We start from the raw sequence: 16,580 nt of genomic DNA on the forward strand, positions 1-16,580 counted from the left end.
AAACCATGATCGTGTTGATGGCCACAGGCAACACGGCGGTTATGGACTTCAGCATGTTCTCCGGCTTTCGCACCCTGTCGGCCAACATTGGCGTGGAGATGCCAGAAGCTGGGGTTGGTGAGACCCACTACCGCCTGCTGTTCTTGGCCGCGCTGGTTTTGTTTGCCTTTACCTTCGTCGTGAACACTGCCGCAGAAATTGTGCGCCAGCGCCTCCGCGAAAAATACCAAACCATTTGATCCAAGCGGAGAAACTGTATGAAAAATTGGTTTAACTCGGGCTCCCCATGGATTTGGCTCACCGCTGGCGCCACAGCCATATGTGTGTTGGCGGTGGCCGGGGTGCTGGCACTAACCGCACTGCGGGGCTTAGGTCACTTCTGGCCAAAGCCCGTCATGGAGACCACTTTTGTTGAGAGTGACGGAAGTACCACCCGCTTGATTGGTGAAATCCGTGAACGCGAAGAAGTGGCCTTGCGGCGCCTCACCGAAGCCGGCTTCAAGATCAATACGAGCGATGCGTTTGTCAATCGCTTGCTGATCAAACTTGGCAACCGCGACGTGACCGGGGTTGACTTCAAGTGGTACCCCGAGCCTCTGATCGGCGAGTTGACCTATCCCAAGGATGTCATCACCATTGAGCGCCGCGAGTGGGGAAACTTCTATGGCCACCTCAAGGAAATTAAGGAAGATGGAAAAGTTGTGGCCAGCGGCCCTGAGATTTTTCCTGAGCTCAAGGCACGGTTCGAACGGGCGGACGCACTGTTTAAGCAGATTTACAAGATCGAGAAATACGACATTGGCCGCGTAAATTTCAACCTGGAGCAGTTGCGCTTCGAACAGCGCCGGGCCGAACTCAAAGGGCAGGTGACCGATGCTCTCAAGAACGATCTGGAGGCACGCCGCAAGCTGTTGCAAACTCAGTTCGAGAGCTACCAAACTACGCTCCAGGCGTTGCGTAACGAGATTGGTCGCGACACGGTAGTGGCCGAGGTCATGGATGGCAAGCCCGTTGAAATCAAGCTAGCGTTGGTAGCGGATGTTTACGAAGCCAATACCCTCACCCTGTTCGAAAAAATTGGCTTCTACTTTCGCAAGCTCGGTGAATTTGTGATGGATGACCCGCGCGAAGCCAATACGGAAGGCGGCATTTTCCCCGCCATCTTTGGTACGGTACTGATGGTGCTTTTGATGTCGGTCATCACCACACCCTTTGGCGTGATGGCTGCCATTTACATGCGTGAATATGCCAAACAGGGTGTATTGATTCGCATCATTCGTATCTCTGTGAACAACCTGGCGGGTGTGCCGTCTATTGTGTACGGCGTGTTCGGCTTGGGCTTCTTTGTCTACTTTTTGGGTGGCAATATTGACCAGTTGTTCTTCCCGGAGGCATTGCCCGCGCCGACCTTCGGAAGCCCCGGCATTTTGTGGGCCTCGTTGACGCTGGCGCTGCTGACACTGCCGGTGGTGATTGTGTCGACCGAAGAGGGGTTGGCGCGTGTGCCGCGCTCGGTGCGCGAGGGGAGTCTTGCCTTGGGTGCAACCAAGGCGGAAACTTTGTGGCGCACAGTTTTGCCCATGACAGGGCCGGCCATGATGACGGGTTTGATTTTGGCAATTGCCCGCGCAGCCGGTGAGGTGGCACCGTTGATGCTGGTGGGGGTAGTCAAACTGGCACCTACCCTGCCATTGGATGGATTCTTCCCCTACCTGCACTTGGAGCGCAAGTTTATGCACCTGGGTTTCCATATCTATGACGTGGGATTCCAAAGTCCCAATGTTGAGGCTGCCCGCCCCTTGGTCTACGCGACGGCCTTGCTGTTGGTGATCGTCATCATGGTCTTGAATCTGGCGGCCATACGCCTGCGCAACCGGATGCGGGAGAAATTCCACGGCTTGGAGTCAGTGTGATGTCCAGCGCAACCCTTTCACTTATCAAACCCGAAGAGAACCGCACTATGTCAAGTAACTCCGAAAGCCTTCCAGGCGGTATCCGTATTGCCACCAGCTTTGCCTCTAGTGACGCGCCACCGAAGCGGCTGGAAGACCTTGAAACCACCCTGGCTGTCCAGAACTTGAATCTCTTCTACGGCAGCAACCAGGCCCTGCATGGAGTCAACATCAACATCCCAAAGGGCCATGTGGTGGCCTTTATTGGCCCCAGCGGCTGTGGCAAGTCCACCTTGCTGCGTTGCTTCAATCGCATGAATGATTTGGTGGACAGTTGCCGCATTGAAGGCAAGATACTGATTGATGGGAACGACATTTACGACCGCAAAGTCAATGTAGCAACCCTGCGCCGCCGCGTTGGCATGGTGTTTCAAAAGCCCAATCCGTTTCCCAAGTCGATCTTTGAGAACGTAGCCTATGGATTGCGCTTGCACGGCATCAACGACCGCAACCAACTGGATGAAACGGTGGAGAAAGCCTTGCGCGGTGCCGCGCTCTGGGATGAGGTGAAGGACCGCTTGGATACCAGCGGCCTGAGTCTCTCTGGTGGCCAGCAACAACGCCTGGTGATAGCGCGTGCTATAGCGTTGGAGCCAGAAGTGCTGCTACTGGATGAGCCCTGCTCGGCGCTAGACCCGATTGCCACCGCAAAGGTCGAAGAGCTTCTGCACGAACTCAAGACCAGGTTCACGATTGTCATCGTGACGCACAACATGCAACAGGCAGCTCGGGTGTCAGACTTCACCGCCTACATGTACCTCGGCAAGCTTATTGAGTACGGGGAAACCAAAGAAATCTTCATGCGGCCGACCCGCCAAGAAACCGAAGACTACATCACTGGCCGATTCGGCTAAAAAAGGGGTACTACGCTATGTCAGAAAAACACCTGTCTACGCAGTTCGACGCTGAACTTACGTCGGTTTCATCACAAGTCATGGAGTTGGGCGGATTGGTTGAGGTCCAAATCCGCAGGGCCATTTATGCTCTTTCGCAATTCAGTGTGGAAGTGGCTGATGAGGTTACTACCAATGAGGTCCGCGTCAATGCAATGGAGATTGAGATTGACCGCGATCTGTCTTCCATCATTGCCCGACGCCAGCCCACTGCACGCGATTTGCGCTTGCTGATTGCGATCTCGAAGACCACTGCCAATCTGGAACGCGTGGGCGATGAGGCAGAGAAGATTGCGCGTATGGTGCGCTCCATCATTCAAAGCGGTGCGCCGCGTTCGCTGCCTTCGTTAGAGCTGCGTGTGGCTGCCGACCTCGCATCCGGTTTATTGAATAAGGCCTTGGACGCGTTTGCGCGCCTTGATACCACTGCAGCCGTGGCCATCTTGAAAGAAGATTCACTGATCGACGCCGAGTTTGATGGCTTCGTGCGCAAGCTCATCACATACATGATGGAGGACCCGCGCATGATCTCCCCCAGTTTGGATCTGTTGTTTTTGGCCAAGGCGATCGAGCGCATTGGCGACCATTCAAAGAATATTGCCGAATTTGTCATTTACGTGGTCAAGGGTGAAGATGTTCGGCACACCAGTATGGAAAAGATTGAAGCTGTCACCAAATGAGACGCCAGCCCTCGGTACTTGTGGTGGAGGATGAGTCAGCCATTGCCGAACTCATCACTATCAACCTGCGCCACAACGGATATCGGTCGACCTGGGCCATGGACGGTGTCCAGGCGAAGCTGACTATGGACGAGTCCTTGCCAGATTTGATACTGCTCGATTGGATGCTACCGGGTGAAAGTGGACTAGAGCTCGCCAGGCGCTGGCGATCGGCCCCGAGAACCAAAAAAATCCCCATCATTATTTTGACCGCGCGCGGAGAGGAAACTGATCGTGTCGCAGGCCTAAACGTCGGCGCAGATGACTACATTGCCAAGCCATTTTCCGTGAAAGAATTGCTTGCACGCATCCGCGCAGTGCTCAGGCGCACCAAACCCGAGCCTGTGCAGGAGCCCCTCAGTGTTGGGCAATTGAGCCTTGACCCGCTAACACACAGAGTCCTGCTTGATGGCCGTTCACTGAAGATGGGGCCCACAGAGTTCAAGCTATTGCTCTTTCTAATGGGTAACGCCGAGCGGGTGCACAGTCGTAACCAACTGTTGGACAAGGTGTGGGGTGACAATGTCTATATCGGAGAGCGCACCGTGGACGTTCATGTCAAGCGCTTGCGCCAGTCTTTGGAACAGGCTGGCAACATGGTTGAAACCGTGCATGGCGTGGGATACAGGCTCACCGTCTCGCCGGAAAAGCTGCCCCAAGCTACCGATTTGGCGTAGTCTTCTTGGGCTATTCAATTCAAGGCAAACAGAAGCACTGAGCCAAGTCATAGTACAGAAAATTCCTCTTCCGAGTTCATGCTCAAATTGGCACTTCAGGCCATGGATAGTGTGTGAGCCGCTCCTGAAATGAGAGCAATTTTGAATCGCTTTATAGCGGCTTGCGGGGTACAAAGTCCTGCACATGGCCTGCCGTGTCCAGCTGCACTTGGCATGCCGTGGTCATCTGCTGTTTCATGCGCACCCGTGCGCGCTGCACGCGCGACTTGGCTGCGCTCAGGGTGATACCTTTGGCGTGGGCGTAGTCGGCTTGCGGCAGGCCCTGCAGGTCGCACAGGGTGATGGCCTCGCGGTCTTCGGCGGACAGTTCTGAGAGCACCCGTGGCAGGCAGGCCGTGAGTGTGTCTACTGTCTCGGCCTCGTCTTCCGGACTGGCAAGGTCGTCTGGCAGTTCGACCGTGCTGCGCGCCACCCGCAGCCGGTCGGCCAGCGTGTTGCGGGCGACTTCAAACAGCCAGGCTCTGGCGTTGTGCACCGAGCAAAAACGTTCGCCCTGGCGCAGGCCCTTGAGAAACAAGTCTTGCAGCAGGTCTTCCACATCAGCCGCGTTGTGCAGGCGATGGCGCGCCCAGCCGCGCAGCTCGGGTTCGTGCCGGGTCCAGGCTTGGGTGAGGCAGTTCATGGCTTAGATGCTGCGCTGGTTTACCCGCTTCATCAGCTGCTCGGCCGACTCTTTGCGTTCGCTGTAGCGGTCCACGAGATACGGCGACACGTCGCGGGTTAGCAGCGTGAACTTCACCAGCTCTTCCATCACATCCACCACGCGGTCAAAGTAGCTGCTGGGCTTCATGCGGTTGTCGTCACCAAACTCCATAAACGCTTTGGCCACCGAGCTCTGGTTGGGGATGGTGACCATGCGCATCCAGCGGCCCAGCACGCGCATCTGGTTCACAGCATTAAAGCTTTGCGAGCCGCCGCTGACCTGCATCACCGCCAGCGTTTTGCCCTGGGTGGGGCGCATTGCGCCGCTGTTGAGTGGGATCCAGTCGATCTGCGCTTTCATGATGCCGGTCATGGCGCCGTGCCGCTCGGGCGAGGTCCAGACCATGCCCTCGCTCCACTGTGTCAGCTCGCGCAGCTCTTGCACCTTGGGGTGGGTGTCCGGCGCGTCGTCCGGCAGGGGCAGGCCGCTGGGGTTGAAGATGCGCGTTTCGGCGCCCATGGCTTGCAGCAGGCGCGCGGCCTCCTCGGTCAACAAACGGCTGAATGAGCGTTCACGCAGCGATCCGTAAAGCAGTGCAATGCGCGGCGCGTGGGTGGCGGGCGTGGCAGGGCGCAGCGTGGCGGCATCAGGCAACCGAAAGTGCGCGGCCTCCAGCTGGGGCAGGGTGTGGGTCAGTTCAGACACGTTCGCCCTTGTCATTCACCACCGCTTCGCCGTCTTCCTTGGCAAAGGCGGCTTGCTGGGCCTGGGGCAAGATGTCCAGCACTAGCTCAGACGGGCGGCACAGCCGGGTGCCCAGAGGCGTTTCCACCACGGGGCGGTTGATGAGGATGGGGTGGGCCAGCATGAAGTCCAGCAGCTCGTCGTCGGTCCACTTTGGGTTGGACAGGTCCAGCTCTGCGTAGGGCGTGCCTTTTTCGCGCAGCAGCGGGCGGGGGCCGGTGCCCATGGCGGCCAGCAGTTGTTGCAGGCGGGCTTTGGTAGGCGGGGTCTTGAGGTATTCAATGACCGTGGGCTCGACGCCGCTGTTGCGAATCATCGCCAGCGTGTTGCGCGACGTGCCGCAGGCGGGGTTGTGAAAAATGGTTATATCGCTCATTGCGCATGCCCGTTTGCTGAAGGTGACAGACTTTCAGCCACAAAGTACCGGCTTTTCAGCCAGAACGAGGCATTTACCAGCGCAATCATGATCGGCACTTCTACCAGCGGTCCGATGACTGCAGTGAATGCAGCACCGGAGTCGATGCCAAAGACTGCGATGGCTACTGCGATCGCCAATTCAAAGTTATTGCTGGCGGCTGTGAATGAACAGGTGGCTGTCTTCTGGTAACCCACGCCCATGCGTTTGGCCACAAAAAAAGTCAACAAAAACATGGCCAAGAAGTAGATCAACAACGGAATCGCTATGCGCACCACGTCCAGCGGGATGGACACAATGAGTTTTCCCTTGAGGCTGAACATCACCACGATGGTGAACAGCAAAGCGACCAAGGTGACAGGTGCTATCTTGGGGATGAAGCGCGTGTGGTACCACTCTTTGGATACGAACTTCAGCATGACAAAGCGCGTCAAAAAACCCGCAACGCAGGGAATGCCCAAGTACGTTAGCACCGTAATGGCTATTTGCCCCATCGAGATCGGCACGCTGGTGGCGGCGAGTCCGAAAAACGGGGGCAATACCGTGATGAAAAACCACGCATAAACGCTGTAGAACAGCACCTGAAAAATCGAGTTGAACGCAACCAGGCCCGCCGCATATTCCGTGGAGCCTTTCGCCAGGTCATTCCACACAATCACCATGGCCACGCAGGGTGCGATGCCGATGAGGATCAGGCCGACCATGTAGTCGGGGTACTGCGGCACAAAGACGACGGCCAACCCAAACATGAGCAGGGGCGCAACCACCCAACTGAGCACAAACGACAAGCCCAACACCCGGAAAGTCGCGGAACACATTGGGCAGTTCTTCGTAGCGCACCTTGGCAAACGGGGGGTACATCATCAGTATCAGCCCCACCGCGATGGGGATGCTGGTGGTGCCAGACTGAAAGTGGTTGATCAGTGCCTCAACGCCCGGCACGAAATAGCCCAGCCCTACGCCCAGCGCCATGGCGCTGAAGATCCACAGCGTTAGGTGCCGGTCGAGGAAGGAGAGTTTTTTGGATACGTCGCTCATCAATGGCCCATTGGGTTGTACGCAACTACGTTAATCATTGGTGACTCTGCCGATTTTTTGCAACTCCGCCAGCAGTGACAGCTTTTCCAGCTTTTCAATGGGCAGGTTCAGGAAAAGTGCAATGCGCCGCTGCAGCACCATGAAGGCGTCAGCAAACGCCTTGTCGATTTGCTCGGGTGTGCCCGTCGCGGCAGCGGGGTCTTCCACACCCCAGTGGGCCGACATGGGCTGGCCGGGCCACACCGGGCACACTTCACCAGCTGCCTTGTCGCACACGGTGAGCACAAAGTCCATTTGCGGTGCGTCGGGCGCTGCAAATTCGTCCCAGTTTTTACTGCGCAACTCACCGGTCCGAAAGCGGTTGCGCTCCAGTAGTTCCAGCGCCTTGGGGTTCACAAACCCTGCAGGGTGGCTGCCCGCGCTGTAGGCGCGAAAGCGACCGCCGCCCAGTTGGTTCATCAGCGCCTCGGCAATGATGCTGCGGGCGGAGTTGCCGGTACAGACAAACAAAACATTCATGTGGGTTTTGGACATGGGGACTCCTAAAAGATCGGATGGAGAAAACGTTGGATGGGAGAGAAGAAGTTGATTAGCAGGTGGTGCACACCACAGTGTCCTCCGCCACTTCACACGCCTGGCCTTCGCAGCAGTTCGCGGTTAAAAAGCCCAGCAATTCGTTCATGGTGGCAAATGCAGCGCGGTAAATCAGGTTGCGACCGTCGCGCTCTTGTGTAATGAGATTGGCGTTGGTGAGTTCTTTGAGATGGAAGGAGAGGGCAGTCGCCGATATTCCTAGGGCCTCGCTCAAGCGGGTGGGCGTCATGCCTCCTGGCCCCGCCACCACCAGTTGCCGAAAGATCTGCAAGCGCGACTGCTGGGCCAATGCGGCCAGTGCGCGCACCACGTCTTGTTCGTTCATGGGGCAATCCTTTCCAGGGGTTTGACAATCGGCAGGGCCAGCGTGATGAGCCAGCATGCAAGCAGCATGACCGCAGAGCCCACCAACGCGTACAACAAGCCACCCCACTGGTACAGCAGGCCTGACATTAGCGTGCCTAGAAAGCGCCCGACCGCGTTGGCCGCGTAATAGAAGCCCACGTCCTCGGCGGCTTTCTCGGAGCCTGCATAGGCCAGCACCAGATAGGAGTGCACGGAGGAATTGACGGCGAAGGCAAAGCCAAAGAGACCGAGTCCTCCCACCACCAGCCATTCGAGGTTAGGTGGGTTGACCACAACCACCACTGCCAATGCTATCGGAATAATAGCTAGTAGCGCAGACCATAGGCGGGCTGCAGGAACTTCTGTGCTTAATCCATCACTGCTGCGGCGCACGATCATGGGCGCCATGGCCTGCACCACACCGTAGCCAATCGTCCACAACGCCAGAAAGCCACCCACCATGGGCCGCGACCAGCCAGACGCATACAGGAACACGGGCACGCCCACCACAAACCACACATCCCGCGCGCCAAACAGCACCACGCGCGCAGCGGCCAGCAGGTTGATGCCATTGTTCTTGGCGAACAACTCTTTGGCGGATTTGGAGGCTTTGCTTTTGCCCATGAGCTTGGGTACAAAGAACACCACACCCAGCAGAACCAAAGCCAACAACCCAGCCATTACCCAAAGTGATACGCGAAAGCCCAACACCTCCAACAACACACCACCCAGAAAGAAGCCAATGCCCTTCATGGCGTTTTTGCTGCCCGTGAAGAACGCCACCCATTTGAAAAGTTGCCCGGATGCCTCACCCGCCGTCAGTTTGATGGCGGACTTGCTGGCCGTTTTGGTCAGGTCCTTGGCCACTCCGCACACGCCTTGCGACAGCACGACCCAGGCGACCGACAGGGTGGCGGTCCAGTCGGGTGAAAGGGCAGAGAGCAGCAGGAAGCCAGTGATCTGTGTGGTGAGACCCACGGTCAACATGCGGGCAATGCCGTAGCGTGTGGCGAGCCAGCCGCCGATCAGGTTGGCCGCAATGCCGGCCGCTTCGTACAGCAAAAAGAGAAACGCCAGCGCAAACGGCGAATAACCCAGCTTGTAAAAGTGCAGCAGCACCAGCATGCGCAGCGCACCGTCGGTAAGCGTGAAGCCCCAGTAGGCGCTGGTGACGATGGCGTAGTTGCGCGCCCCGTGGTTGGGTGCGCGGGTGGCGATGGCGGTGTCGCCCATGTCAGATACCCACGGTTTCCATATGGCAGGCCAAGTCCACCATGCGGCAGGCGTAGCCCATTTCGTTGTCGTACCAGGCGTAGACCTTGAGCAGCGTGCCGTCGGTCACCATGGTGGACAGTGCATCCACGATGGAACTGCGTGTGTCGCGGGCGTAATCCGCGCTGACCAGTGGGCGTTCTTCGTAGCCCAGAATGCCGGCCAGGTGTCCTTTGGCAGCTATGGCGAACAGCGCATTGACTTCCTCTGCGGTGGTTACACGCTGCAGTTCAAACACGCAGTCGGTCAGCGATGCGTTCAGTACCGGCGCACGCACGGCATGCCCATTGAGCTTGCCTTTGAGTTCGGGGTAAATCAGTGCAATGGCGGTTGCACTACCGGTGGATGTGGGGGCCAGACTTTCCATGGCGCTGCGGGCACGGCGCAGGTCTTTGTGGGGCGCATCTACCACGAGGTTGGTGTTGGTCGGGTTATGGATGGTGGTGATCTGGCCATGTTTGATGCCCAGGCTTTCATGCACCACCTTGACAACCGGTGCCAGGCAATTGGTGGTGCAGGAGGCTGCGGTCACGATGAAGTCTTTGGCCGGGTCATACAGCGTGTGGTTCACTCCCACCACGATGTTCAGCACATTACCTACCTTCACGGGTGCCGCCACAATGACACGCTTTGCACCGCGGTCCAGGTGACCCTGGATGGTCTCGGGCGTCAAAAACTTGCCGGTGCATTCCAGAACCACATCTACCCCCAAGTCGCCCCAGGGAATGTTGGCGGGGCTCGCGTGCGCACTGAAGGAAAGCTGGGTGTCGCCGATGGCGACAGTGCCGTCGTCCACAGCGCGGATGTTTTCGCGCCATTTGCCTTGCACGGTGTCAAAGGCCAACAGGTGCGCGGTGGCGGCCGCACCACCTTTGAGTTCGTTCAGGTGCACCACCTCCAGTCGGTTGCCCGCACGGGGGTCGTCTGACTGCCGCTCTGCTGCGCCCATGGCCGCCCGCAAGGCCAAACGGCCAATGCGCCCCATTCCGTTGATACCAATCTTCATTTCGAAATCTCCATAATTCAATAATTATTGAAATATTCTAGCGTTTGTCGAAAACATTGAAGCAACCTCCACGATGTACTTCGTCTAAACCCTGATTCAGCTATCGCTTCATGCAGGAGTATTGATGGTTCATGTGACGTCTTGATGACTACCGAGGGCGGCTGACGGTGTTGGAGTAGCGGGGCGTCGCACGGCGGGTTTGTTCTGTCACAAAAACTTCATGCCGCTGCCATGTGAGGGTCACAGGGGCTCCCCACACTTCCCGGTCAGTGCAATCACGCTCAAGGAAGGGGACAAGAATGCCAACAACATCCGCCGCTGCCGTGCCAACACTGGCCGCACCCACACTGCACCCCATTGCGGTGCAAACCAGCAGCCCATTGCAGGCAGCGCCCGCGCGCAACGGCATTGACGTGTCGTGGGCCCGCCACCAGGACGAAGTGCGCGCTGCCCAACGTCTGCGCTTTGATGTGTTTGCCGGTGAAATGGGTGCACGCTTGAACACCCCGATTGCAGGCCACGACGTGGATCTGTTTGACAACTACTGCGAGCACCTGATCGTGCGCGACCAGGCGAGTGGCCAGGTTATTGGTACCTACCGTGTGCTCACGCCCACCCAGGCCAAACGCGTGGGCAGCTTCTACAGCGACACCGAATTCGACCTGACCCGCCTGCGCAGCATGCGCGAACGCATGGTGGAGCTGGGCCGCAGCTGCGTGCACCCGGACCACCGCCATGGCGGCGTCATCATGGCGCTGTGGGGCGCGCTGGCCGAGTTCATGGTGCGCAACCAGCTCGACACGATGATTGGTTGTGCCAGCATTCCCATGCTGCACAACGGTTTGGTCAGCGGCGATGCAGCAGCCAGCATCTGGCGCCAGGTGGAAGCCACGCATCTGGCCCCCATCGAATACCACGTGCGACCCCGCCTGCCGCTGCCCATTGAGCAGCTCGACAGCACCTTGGATGTGGAACCTCCGGCGCTCATCAAAGGCTACCTGCGCTTGGGTGCCAAGGTGCTGGGAGCGCCGGCCTGGGACCCGGACTTCAACTCGGCCGACTTGCCGATGCTGATGCGCATCGCCGATCTGCCTTCGCGTTACCGCAAGCACTTTCTGGGGGCCTGATGCGCACCGCCTTCGACGCTTTGGGAGCCAACTGGCAGGGTTTGGCGCCAGGCGCCGAAGCCGATGACGACGAGGTGGGCCACCGCCGTTACCGCGCGGTGTTTGTCTCCGACATTCACCTGGGCACCGCAGGCTGCCAGGCCAAGGCGCTACTGGACTTTTTGAAGCACCACCCCAGCGACCACCTGTACTTGGTGGGCGACATCGTGGACGGCTGGCAGCTGCGCCGCCGCTGGTTCTGGCCGCAGGCGCACAACGATGTGGTGCAAAAGCTGCTGCGCCGTGCGCGCAAGGGCTGCCGTGTGGTGTTCATCCCCGGCAACCACGACGAGTTTGCGCGTGCCTTTGTCGGCCACCAGTTTGGCGGCATCGAGGTGCACGAGGACACGGTGCACACCACCGCCGATGGCCGCACGCTGTGGGTTACGCATGGCGACTATTTTGATGGCGTGATCCAGTGCGCCAAGTGGCTGGCCTACCTGGGCGACAACGCCTACGAATTCACCCTCAAGCTCAACCGTTACCTCAACACCCTGCGTGCACGCATGGGCCTGCCGTACTGGTCGCTCTCGGCGTATCTGAAACACAAGGTCAAGAAGGCGCTGAACTACGTCACCGATTTCGAGAAAGCTGTAGCCCAGGAAGCACGCCAGCGCGGCCACGACGGCGTGGTGTGTGGCCATATCCACCGCGCCGAGATGCGCACCATCGACGGCACGCTGTACTGCAACGACGGCGACTGGGTGGAGAGCCGCACCGCGCTGGTGGAGCACCTGGACGGCCAACTCGAACTCATCTATTGGGCGGGCACGCCCACCCCACCGGCCACTGCGGTGGCTACCACCGCTCTGCAGGAAACCCACGCATGAAACTCGCCCTGATTACCGACGCATGGCAACCCCAGGTCAACGGCGTGGTGACCACCCTGGTGGAGCTGGTGCGCGAACTCGAAGGCTTGGGCCATGTGGTGGAGGTGATTCACCCCGGCCTGTTCAAGACCCGGCCTTGCCCCGGTTATGCGGGTATCGACCTGGCTGTGCGCCCCGGCAAGGCCTTGGCGCAGATGCTGGACGCCTGTGCGCCCGATGCCATTCACCTGGCTACCGAAGGCCCGCTGGGCTGGGCTGGGCGCAGCTACTGTCGCAAGCGCAAGCTGGCCTTTACCACGGCGTACCACACGCGTTTCCCCGAGATTCTGCAAGCGGCGCTCAAGATTCCACTGTGGATGGGGTACGCGCTGTTCCGCCACTTTCACAAGCCCTCGTCCGGCGTGATGGTGCCCACGCCCAGCGTGCTGCGCATGCTGGATGCACAAGGTTTTCGCAAGCTGCGCAGCTGGACCCATGGCGTGGACGTGCAGCTCTTCCCCTACCAAGAGGAGCCGCGCGTCTATGCGCCGCTGGGCCTGCTGGCGCGGCCGGTCTCGCTGTTCGTGGGCCGCGTGTCGTACGAGAAAAACATTGACGCCTTTTTGCAGATGGACGTACCCGGCACCAAGATCGTGTGCGGCGTGGGCCCTTTGGAAAAAGACCTGAAAGCCCGCTACCCGCATGTGCGCTGGCTGGGCGTGTTGCCGCGCGACGAGCTGGCCAAGGTGTATGCCGCAGCCGACGTGTTTGTCATGCCCAGCCGTTCCGAAACCTTTGGCCTGGTGATGCTGGAGGCCATGGCCTGCGGTACGCCCGTGGCAGCCTACCCAGTGGAAGGGCCCAACGAAGTGGTGGGTGCTCCGGCGCAAGGTGGGGTGCTACAAGCCGATTTGACACAGGCTTGGTACGGCGCGCTGTCCGTGCCACGCCACGAAGCACGAGCACGGGCGTTGCACTTTGGCTGGGCATATGCGGCATTGCTGTTTGCCGGGCATCTGGTACCAGCACGCAGCGCACAGACAGGGGCATTGGTGTTGGCGCAAGATGTCACACGAATGTCATCTTAAACGTCAACAATCCTTCACCGATGTGTCATAAATGGGTGGGTTTTCATGGTGTCCGTTGTCCGCAAGCGTCTTGTCAAACCTGTCTTGGCCGCACCCGATCTGCTGGACCGCGACCACAGCCTGCTGGCCTTTAACGAGCGGGTGCTGAACTGGGCTGAGCGCGACGACGTGCCGCTGCTGGAGCGCTTGCGTTATCTGTGCATCGTCTCCAGCAACCTGGATGAATTTTTTGAAGTGCGTGCCGAGCCCCACCTCTCGGCCAGTCAGGCGAACGACCACAAGGGCCAGTTCACCGTCGGCTCCTTTGAGCGCCTGGCGGATGCCCTGCACACCCTGGTGGCGCGCCAGTACACGCTCTTCAACGAGCGGCTCATGCCAGCATTCGAACGCGAGGGCCTGCACATCGTCTCGCATGGCGATCGCAACGCCGCCCAGCGCGCATGGGTGCGGCAGTATTTCGAGCGTGAAGTGCGCCCGCTTTTGATTCCGGTGGGGCTGGACCCGGCGCACCCGTTTCCGCAGGTGGCCAACAAGTCGCTCAATTTCATTGTCCGGCTCAGTGGCAAGGACGCTTTTGGGCGCGAGAACGAAATTGCGATTGTGAAAGTGCCGCGTGTACTGCCACGTCTGATTCGCATGCCCGACAAGGTATCTGGCAAGCGCACCCTGTTTGTGTCGCTCTCCAGCGTGATTCGCGCGCACCTGGACTCCTTGTTTCCGGGGCGCGTGGTGGGGCAGTTTTCGCAGTTCCGCGTTACCCGCCATTCGGACCTGGCGGTGGACGAGGACGATGTACAGAACCTGCGCACCGCCCTGCGCCAGGGCTTGGTGCACCGCCATTACGGCCAGGCCGTGCGGCTGGAGGTTTCTGCCGGGTGCTCCGAACATCTGGCGGACTTTTTGCTCAAGCAGTTTGCATTGCCATCCAGAGCGCTGTACCGCGTACACGGGCCCGTCAATTTGGGGCGTCTCACCCAGCTCATCGACTTGGTGAGCCGCCCCGAGCTGTGTTTCCCAACCTACCGTCCGTCTTACCCGGTGCAACTGCAGCAGGGCCAATCGCTGTTTGCACAGCTGCGCCAGGGCGACATTCTGATCCACCAGCCTTTTGAGAGTTTTGACGGTGTACTGACGTTTTTGCGCGAGGCCGTCAATGACCCACAGGTGCTGGCTATCAAGCAAACCATCTACCGCACGGGGGCCGATTCAGCGCTGATGGACTTGCTGCGCGAGGCCGTGCGCCGGGGCAAAGAAGTGACCGTGGTGGTAGAACTCAAGGCGCGTTTTGACGAAGAGGCCAACATCAACTGGGCCGAGATGCTGGAGTCCATCGGCGCGCAGGTGGTGTACGGCGTGGTGGGTCTCAAGACACACGCCAAGATGATGTTGATTACCCGACGCGAAGGCAAGGCACTCAAACGTTATGGGCACTTGTCAACCGGCAATTACAACCCGCGCACTGCCAAGCTTTACACCGACTTGAGCCACCTTACGGCTGATGCAGCCATCACCACCGACATGGAGCACGTGTTTGTGCATCTGGCCAGCCAGAGCAAGCTGCCACGCCTGTCCAAGATGTGGATGGCACCGTTTCATTTGCACCGCAACCTGGTGGCCAAGATCGACGCACTGGGTGACGCAGCGCGCCGCGGGGTGTCCACCCGCATTGTGGCGAAGATGAACTCACTGACCGACGAAGCCCTGATCCGCAGCCTGATGCGCGCGGGCGCGCAGGGTGTGCAGATTGACCTGATTGTGCGTGGCGCATGCATGCTGCCCGCCCGGGTGCCGGGCCGCACCGAGAACATCCGCGTGCGCTCGGTCATCGGCCGGTTTCTGGAGCACTCGCGGGTGTTCTATTTCCGCGAAGGGGAGGCCGAAGACCTCTACCTCTCGAGCGCCGACTGGATGAACCGCAACATGGTGCGCCGCGTGGAGTTGGCCTGGCCGGTGACTGAACCGGCATTGCGCCAGCGCATCGTGGACGAGTGCCTGGTGGCGTATTTGCATGATGGGGTGGACGCCTGGGACCTGGGGGCCGACGGCCACTACCAGCGCGTGCAGCACAGCCCCCATGCTCCGGCGCATGGGGCGCAGGCTGCATTGATGACGCGCTACGCCCGCAGTGACAGCAACTGAACAGGGAGGGGGAGCAATGGATTTGATTCTCTGGCGTCACGCCGAAGCCATTGACCTGGATCTGGTGGGCGACGACATGCTGCGCACTCTGACGAGCAAAGGTGACAAGCAGGCCACCCGTATGGCGGCCTGGCTAGACCGTCAGTTGCCTGATGGCACCAAGATTTGGGCCAGTCCGGCGGTGCGCACCGACCAGACTGCGCAGGCCCTCGGGAGAAAGTTCAAAAAGCATTCCGCCATTGCTCCGCTGGGCAGCGTGGAAGACTTGCTGGGTCTGGTGCAGTGGCCCCATGCCAAGGGCTGTGTGCTGGTAGTGGGCCACCAGCCCACCTTGGGACAAACCATTTCGCGTCTCTTGGGACTGAACGAGAGCGAATGCGCCATTAAAAAAGGCGCTGTGTGGTGGCTGCGCTACCGCGAACGCGAGGGAGTGGGCCAAACCGTGGTGGTCACAGTCCAATCCCCCGAGCTGCTGTAGCGCAGCCGCTTCAGGTTTTAAGCTTTCTTGGCCTTCGCAGGGCGACCGGTCTTCAGGCTGGGTACGGCCAGCAAGGCCTGTTTGAAGGCCGCATCGGAGAGCGCTGCAATGGCCTTCACGCCAGCGCGGATCAGCTCGGTTTTCTTGACGGGGTTACCCAGCTTGGCTGCGCGCAGCTTGAGCACGTCCAGCACATCGTATTCAGGCTTGGGGATGGTGAAGCTGTCGCGCACCATCTTGGGCTTCTTGGCCTTGGGGGGCTTGGGTGCCGCGGGTTTGGCAGCCGGTTTTGCAATGGCTTTGGCAACCGCTTTGGTCGCGGTGGTGGCCGCTTTCTTTGGTGCGCTGACCGTCGCCTTTTTGGCGGCTACGGGTTTGGCTTTGGGGGCCGGCTTGGGATCCACGGGCTTGGTAGCTTTGGCCACTGGTTTGGCTGCTGGTTTGTCCGCTGGCTTCTTGCTGGCAACCGGTTTGGTGGGAGCCACGGGAGCAGCAGTGGGTTGGGCGGCGGGCATTTTTTCTGTCGGTGTCATCTGCAAATT

The 16,580-nt window shown here is 59.4% G+C and carries 17 protein-coding genes and 2 pseudogenes; 10 read left to right on the top strand and 9 right to left on the bottom strand.

The annotated features are described in order from the left end of the window. The 5 genes and pseudogenes from U5O12_RS11300 to phoB form a co-directional block, all read left to right on the top strand. A pseudogene (locus U5O12_RS11300) lies at window positions 1-239 on the top strand (phosphate ABC transporter permease); the annotation flags it as partial. Between the two features lie 18 nt (window positions 240-257). Further along, window positions 258-1,913: a phosphate ABC transporter permease PstA gene (gene pstA, locus U5O12_RS11305; protein WP_322578736.1), complete on the top strand. Its 1,656-nt coding sequence runs from the start codon at window positions 258-260 to the stop codon at window positions 1,911-1,913. A gap of 47 nt (window positions 1,914-1,960) precedes the next feature. Further along, complete coding sequence (gene pstB / locus U5O12_RS11310; RefSeq protein WP_322578737.1) at window positions 1,961-2,806, top strand: phosphate ABC transporter ATP-binding protein PstB; 846 nt, start codon at window positions 1,961-1,963, stop codon at window positions 2,804-2,806. A 17-nt stretch (window positions 2,807-2,823) separates the two neighbouring features. Next, the gene (gene phoU / locus U5O12_RS11315) at window positions 2,824-3,525 is read left to right on the top strand and encodes a phosphate signaling complex protein PhoU (RefSeq protein WP_322578738.1); all 702 of its coding nucleotides are present in this window, start codon (window positions 2,824-2,826) and stop codon (window positions 3,523-3,525) included. Next, window positions 3,522-4,241, top strand: a complete 720-nt coding sequence (phoB, locus tag U5O12_RS11320; RefSeq protein WP_322578739.1) for a phosphate regulon transcriptional regulator PhoB — start codon at window positions 3,522-3,524, stop codon at window positions 4,239-4,241. Before phoU ends, phoB begins: the two co-directional genes overlap by 4 nt. A gap of 151 nt (window positions 4,242-4,392) precedes the next feature. Here phoB and U5O12_RS11325 read toward each other — a convergent pair whose 3' ends face one another. From U5O12_RS11325 to U5O12_RS11360, 8 genes and pseudogenes are all read right to left on the bottom strand, one after another. Continuing rightward, on the bottom strand, window positions 4,393-4,923 hold the full coding sequence (locus tag U5O12_RS11325; protein ID WP_322578740.1) for a sigma-70 family RNA polymerase sigma factor: 531 nt from the start codon (window positions 4,921-4,923) through the stop codon (window positions 4,393-4,395). A 3-nt stretch (window positions 4,924-4,926) separates the two neighbouring features. Next, window positions 4,927-5,664, bottom strand: coding sequence for an arsenical resistance protein ArsH (arsH, locus tag U5O12_RS11330; protein WP_322578741.1), 738 nt, complete (start codon window positions 5,662-5,664; stop codon window positions 4,927-4,929). Further along, the gene (gene arsC / locus U5O12_RS11335) at window positions 5,642-6,064 is read right to left on the bottom strand and encodes an arsenate reductase (glutaredoxin) (protein WP_322578742.1); all 423 of its coding nucleotides are present in this window, start codon (window positions 6,062-6,064) and stop codon (window positions 5,642-5,644) included. The genes arsH and arsC overlap by 23 nt, the downstream gene beginning before the upstream one ends. After that, window positions 6,061-7,141 (bottom strand): annotated as a pseudogene (gene arsB, locus U5O12_RS11340) (ACR3 family arsenite efflux transporter). Before arsB ends, arsC begins: the two are co-directional and overlap by 4 nt. 30 nt (window positions 7,142-7,171) lie before the next feature. Beyond that, window positions 7,172-7,675, bottom strand: a complete 504-nt coding sequence (locus U5O12_RS11345) for an arsenate reductase ArsC (protein ID WP_322578744.1) — start codon at window positions 7,673-7,675, stop codon at window positions 7,172-7,174. A gap of 55 nt (window positions 7,676-7,730) precedes the next feature. Further along, on the bottom strand, window positions 7,731-8,060 hold the full coding sequence (locus U5O12_RS11350) for a metalloregulator ArsR/SmtB family transcription factor (protein ID WP_322578745.1): 330 nt from the start codon (window positions 8,058-8,060) through the stop codon (window positions 7,731-7,733). Next, the gene (gene arsJ, locus U5O12_RS11355; RefSeq protein ID WP_322578746.1) at window positions 8,057-9,313 is read right to left on the bottom strand and encodes an organoarsenical effux MFS transporter ArsJ; all 1,257 of its coding nucleotides are present in this window, start codon (window positions 9,311-9,313) and stop codon (window positions 8,057-8,059) included. The genes U5O12_RS11350 and arsJ overlap by 4 nt, the downstream gene beginning before the upstream one ends. Window position 9,314: 1 nt before the next feature. Then, window positions 9,315-10,358, bottom strand: coding sequence for an ArsJ-associated glyceraldehyde-3-phosphate dehydrogenase (locus U5O12_RS11360; protein ID WP_322578747.1), 1,044 nt, complete (start codon window positions 10,356-10,358; stop codon window positions 9,315-9,317). A 299-nt stretch (window positions 10,359-10,657) separates the two neighbouring features. Between U5O12_RS11360 and U5O12_RS11365 the strand changes: the two genes are divergently transcribed. From U5O12_RS11365 to U5O12_RS11385, 5 genes are read left to right on the top strand one after another with little or no spacing between them, the layout of a single operon-like run. Further along, on the top strand, window positions 10,658-11,485 hold the full coding sequence (locus U5O12_RS11365; RefSeq protein WP_322578748.1) for a GNAT family N-acetyltransferase: 828 nt from the start codon (window positions 10,658-10,660) through the stop codon (window positions 11,483-11,485). Next, window positions 11,485-12,354, top strand: coding sequence for a UDP-2,3-diacylglucosamine diphosphatase (locus U5O12_RS11370; RefSeq protein WP_322578749.1), 870 nt, complete (start codon window positions 11,485-11,487; stop codon window positions 12,352-12,354). The genes U5O12_RS11365 and U5O12_RS11370 overlap by 1 nt, the downstream gene beginning before the upstream one ends. Then, entirely contained in the window at window positions 12,351-13,421 is a 1,071-nt protein-coding gene (locus U5O12_RS11375) for a glycosyltransferase family 1 protein (protein ID WP_322578750.1), read from the top strand. Before U5O12_RS11370 ends, U5O12_RS11375 begins: the two co-directional genes overlap by 4 nt. A gap of 45 nt (window positions 13,422-13,466) precedes the next feature. Continuing rightward, window positions 13,467-15,560, top strand: a complete 2,094-nt coding sequence (gene ppk1 / locus U5O12_RS11380; protein WP_322578751.1) for a polyphosphate kinase 1 — start codon at window positions 13,467-13,469, stop codon at window positions 15,558-15,560. A gap of 16 nt (window positions 15,561-15,576) precedes the next feature. Next, on the top strand, window positions 15,577-16,038 hold the full coding sequence (locus U5O12_RS11385) for a SixA phosphatase family protein (protein ID WP_322578752.1): 462 nt from the start codon (window positions 15,577-15,579) through the stop codon (window positions 16,036-16,038). A gap of 17 nt (window positions 16,039-16,055) precedes the next feature. On the opposite strand, the gene U5O12_RS11390 is transcribed toward U5O12_RS11385, so the two are convergent. Next, window positions 16,056-16,571, bottom strand: a complete 516-nt coding sequence (locus U5O12_RS11390; protein WP_322578753.1) for a hypothetical protein — start codon at window positions 16,569-16,571, stop codon at window positions 16,056-16,058. Between the last annotated feature and the right edge of the window lie 9 nt (window positions 16,572-16,580).

It is taken from the genome of Rhodoferax sp. (assembly GCF_034519335.1).
Classification (GTDB): Bacteria; Pseudomonadota; Gammaproteobacteria; order Burkholderiales; family Burkholderiaceae_C; genus Allorhodoferax.

Bases quoted from the DNA above. Each gene is read 5' to 3' on its own strand.
- pstA (WP_322578736.1), top strand. From the start codon at position 258: ATGAAAAATTGGTTTAACTCGGGCTCCCCATGGATTTGGCTCACCGCT.
- pstB (WP_322578737.1), top strand. From the start codon at position 1,961: ATGTCAAGTAACTCCGAAAGCCTTCCAGGCGGTATCCGTATTGCCACC.
- phoU (WP_322578738.1), top strand. From the start codon at position 2,824: ATGTCAGAAAAACACCTGTCTACGCAGTTCGACGCTGAACTTACGTCG.
- phoB (WP_322578739.1), top strand. From the start codon at position 3,522: ATGAGACGCCAGCCCTCGGTACTTGTGGTGGAGGATGAGTCAGCCATT.
- U5O12_RS11325 (WP_322578740.1), bottom strand. From the start codon at position 4,923: ATGAACTGCCTCACCCAAGCCTGGACCCGGCACGAACCCGAGCTGCGC.
- arsH (WP_322578741.1), bottom strand. From the start codon at position 5,664: ATGACAAGGGCGAACGTGTCTGAACTGACCCACACCCTGCCCCAGCTG.
- arsC (WP_322578742.1), bottom strand. From the start codon at position 6,064: ATGAGCGATATAACCATTTTTCACAACCCCGCCTGCGGCACGTCGCGC.
- U5O12_RS11345 (WP_322578744.1), bottom strand. From the start codon at position 7,675: ATGTCCAAAACCCACATGAATGTTTTGTTTGTCTGTACCGGCAACTCC.
- U5O12_RS11350 (WP_322578745.1), bottom strand. From the start codon at position 8,060: ATGAACGAACAAGACGTGGTGCGCGCACTGGCCGCATTGGCCCAGCAG.
- arsJ (WP_322578746.1), bottom strand. From the start codon at position 9,313: ATGGGCGACACCGCCATCGCCACCCGCGCACCCAACCACGGGGCGCGC.
- U5O12_RS11360 (WP_322578747.1), bottom strand. From the start codon at position 10,358: ATGAAGATTGGTATCAACGGAATGGGGCGCATTGGCCGTTTGGCCTTG.
- U5O12_RS11365 (WP_322578748.1), top strand. From the start codon at position 10,658: ATGCCAACAACATCCGCCGCTGCCGTGCCAACACTGGCCGCACCCACA.
- U5O12_RS11370 (WP_322578749.1), top strand. From the start codon at position 11,485: ATGCGCACCGCCTTCGACGCTTTGGGAGCCAACTGGCAGGGTTTGGCG.
- U5O12_RS11375 (WP_322578750.1), top strand. From the start codon at position 12,351: ATGAAACTCGCCCTGATTACCGACGCATGGCAACCCCAGGTCAACGGC.
- ppk1 (WP_322578751.1), top strand. From the start codon at position 13,467: ATGGTGTCCGTTGTCCGCAAGCGTCTTGTCAAACCTGTCTTGGCCGCA.
- U5O12_RS11385 (WP_322578752.1), top strand. From the start codon at position 15,577: ATGGATTTGATTCTCTGGCGTCACGCCGAAGCCATTGACCTGGATCTG.
- U5O12_RS11390 (WP_322578753.1), bottom strand. From the start codon at position 16,571: ATGACACCGACAGAAAAAATGCCCGCCGCCCAACCCACTGCTGCTCCC.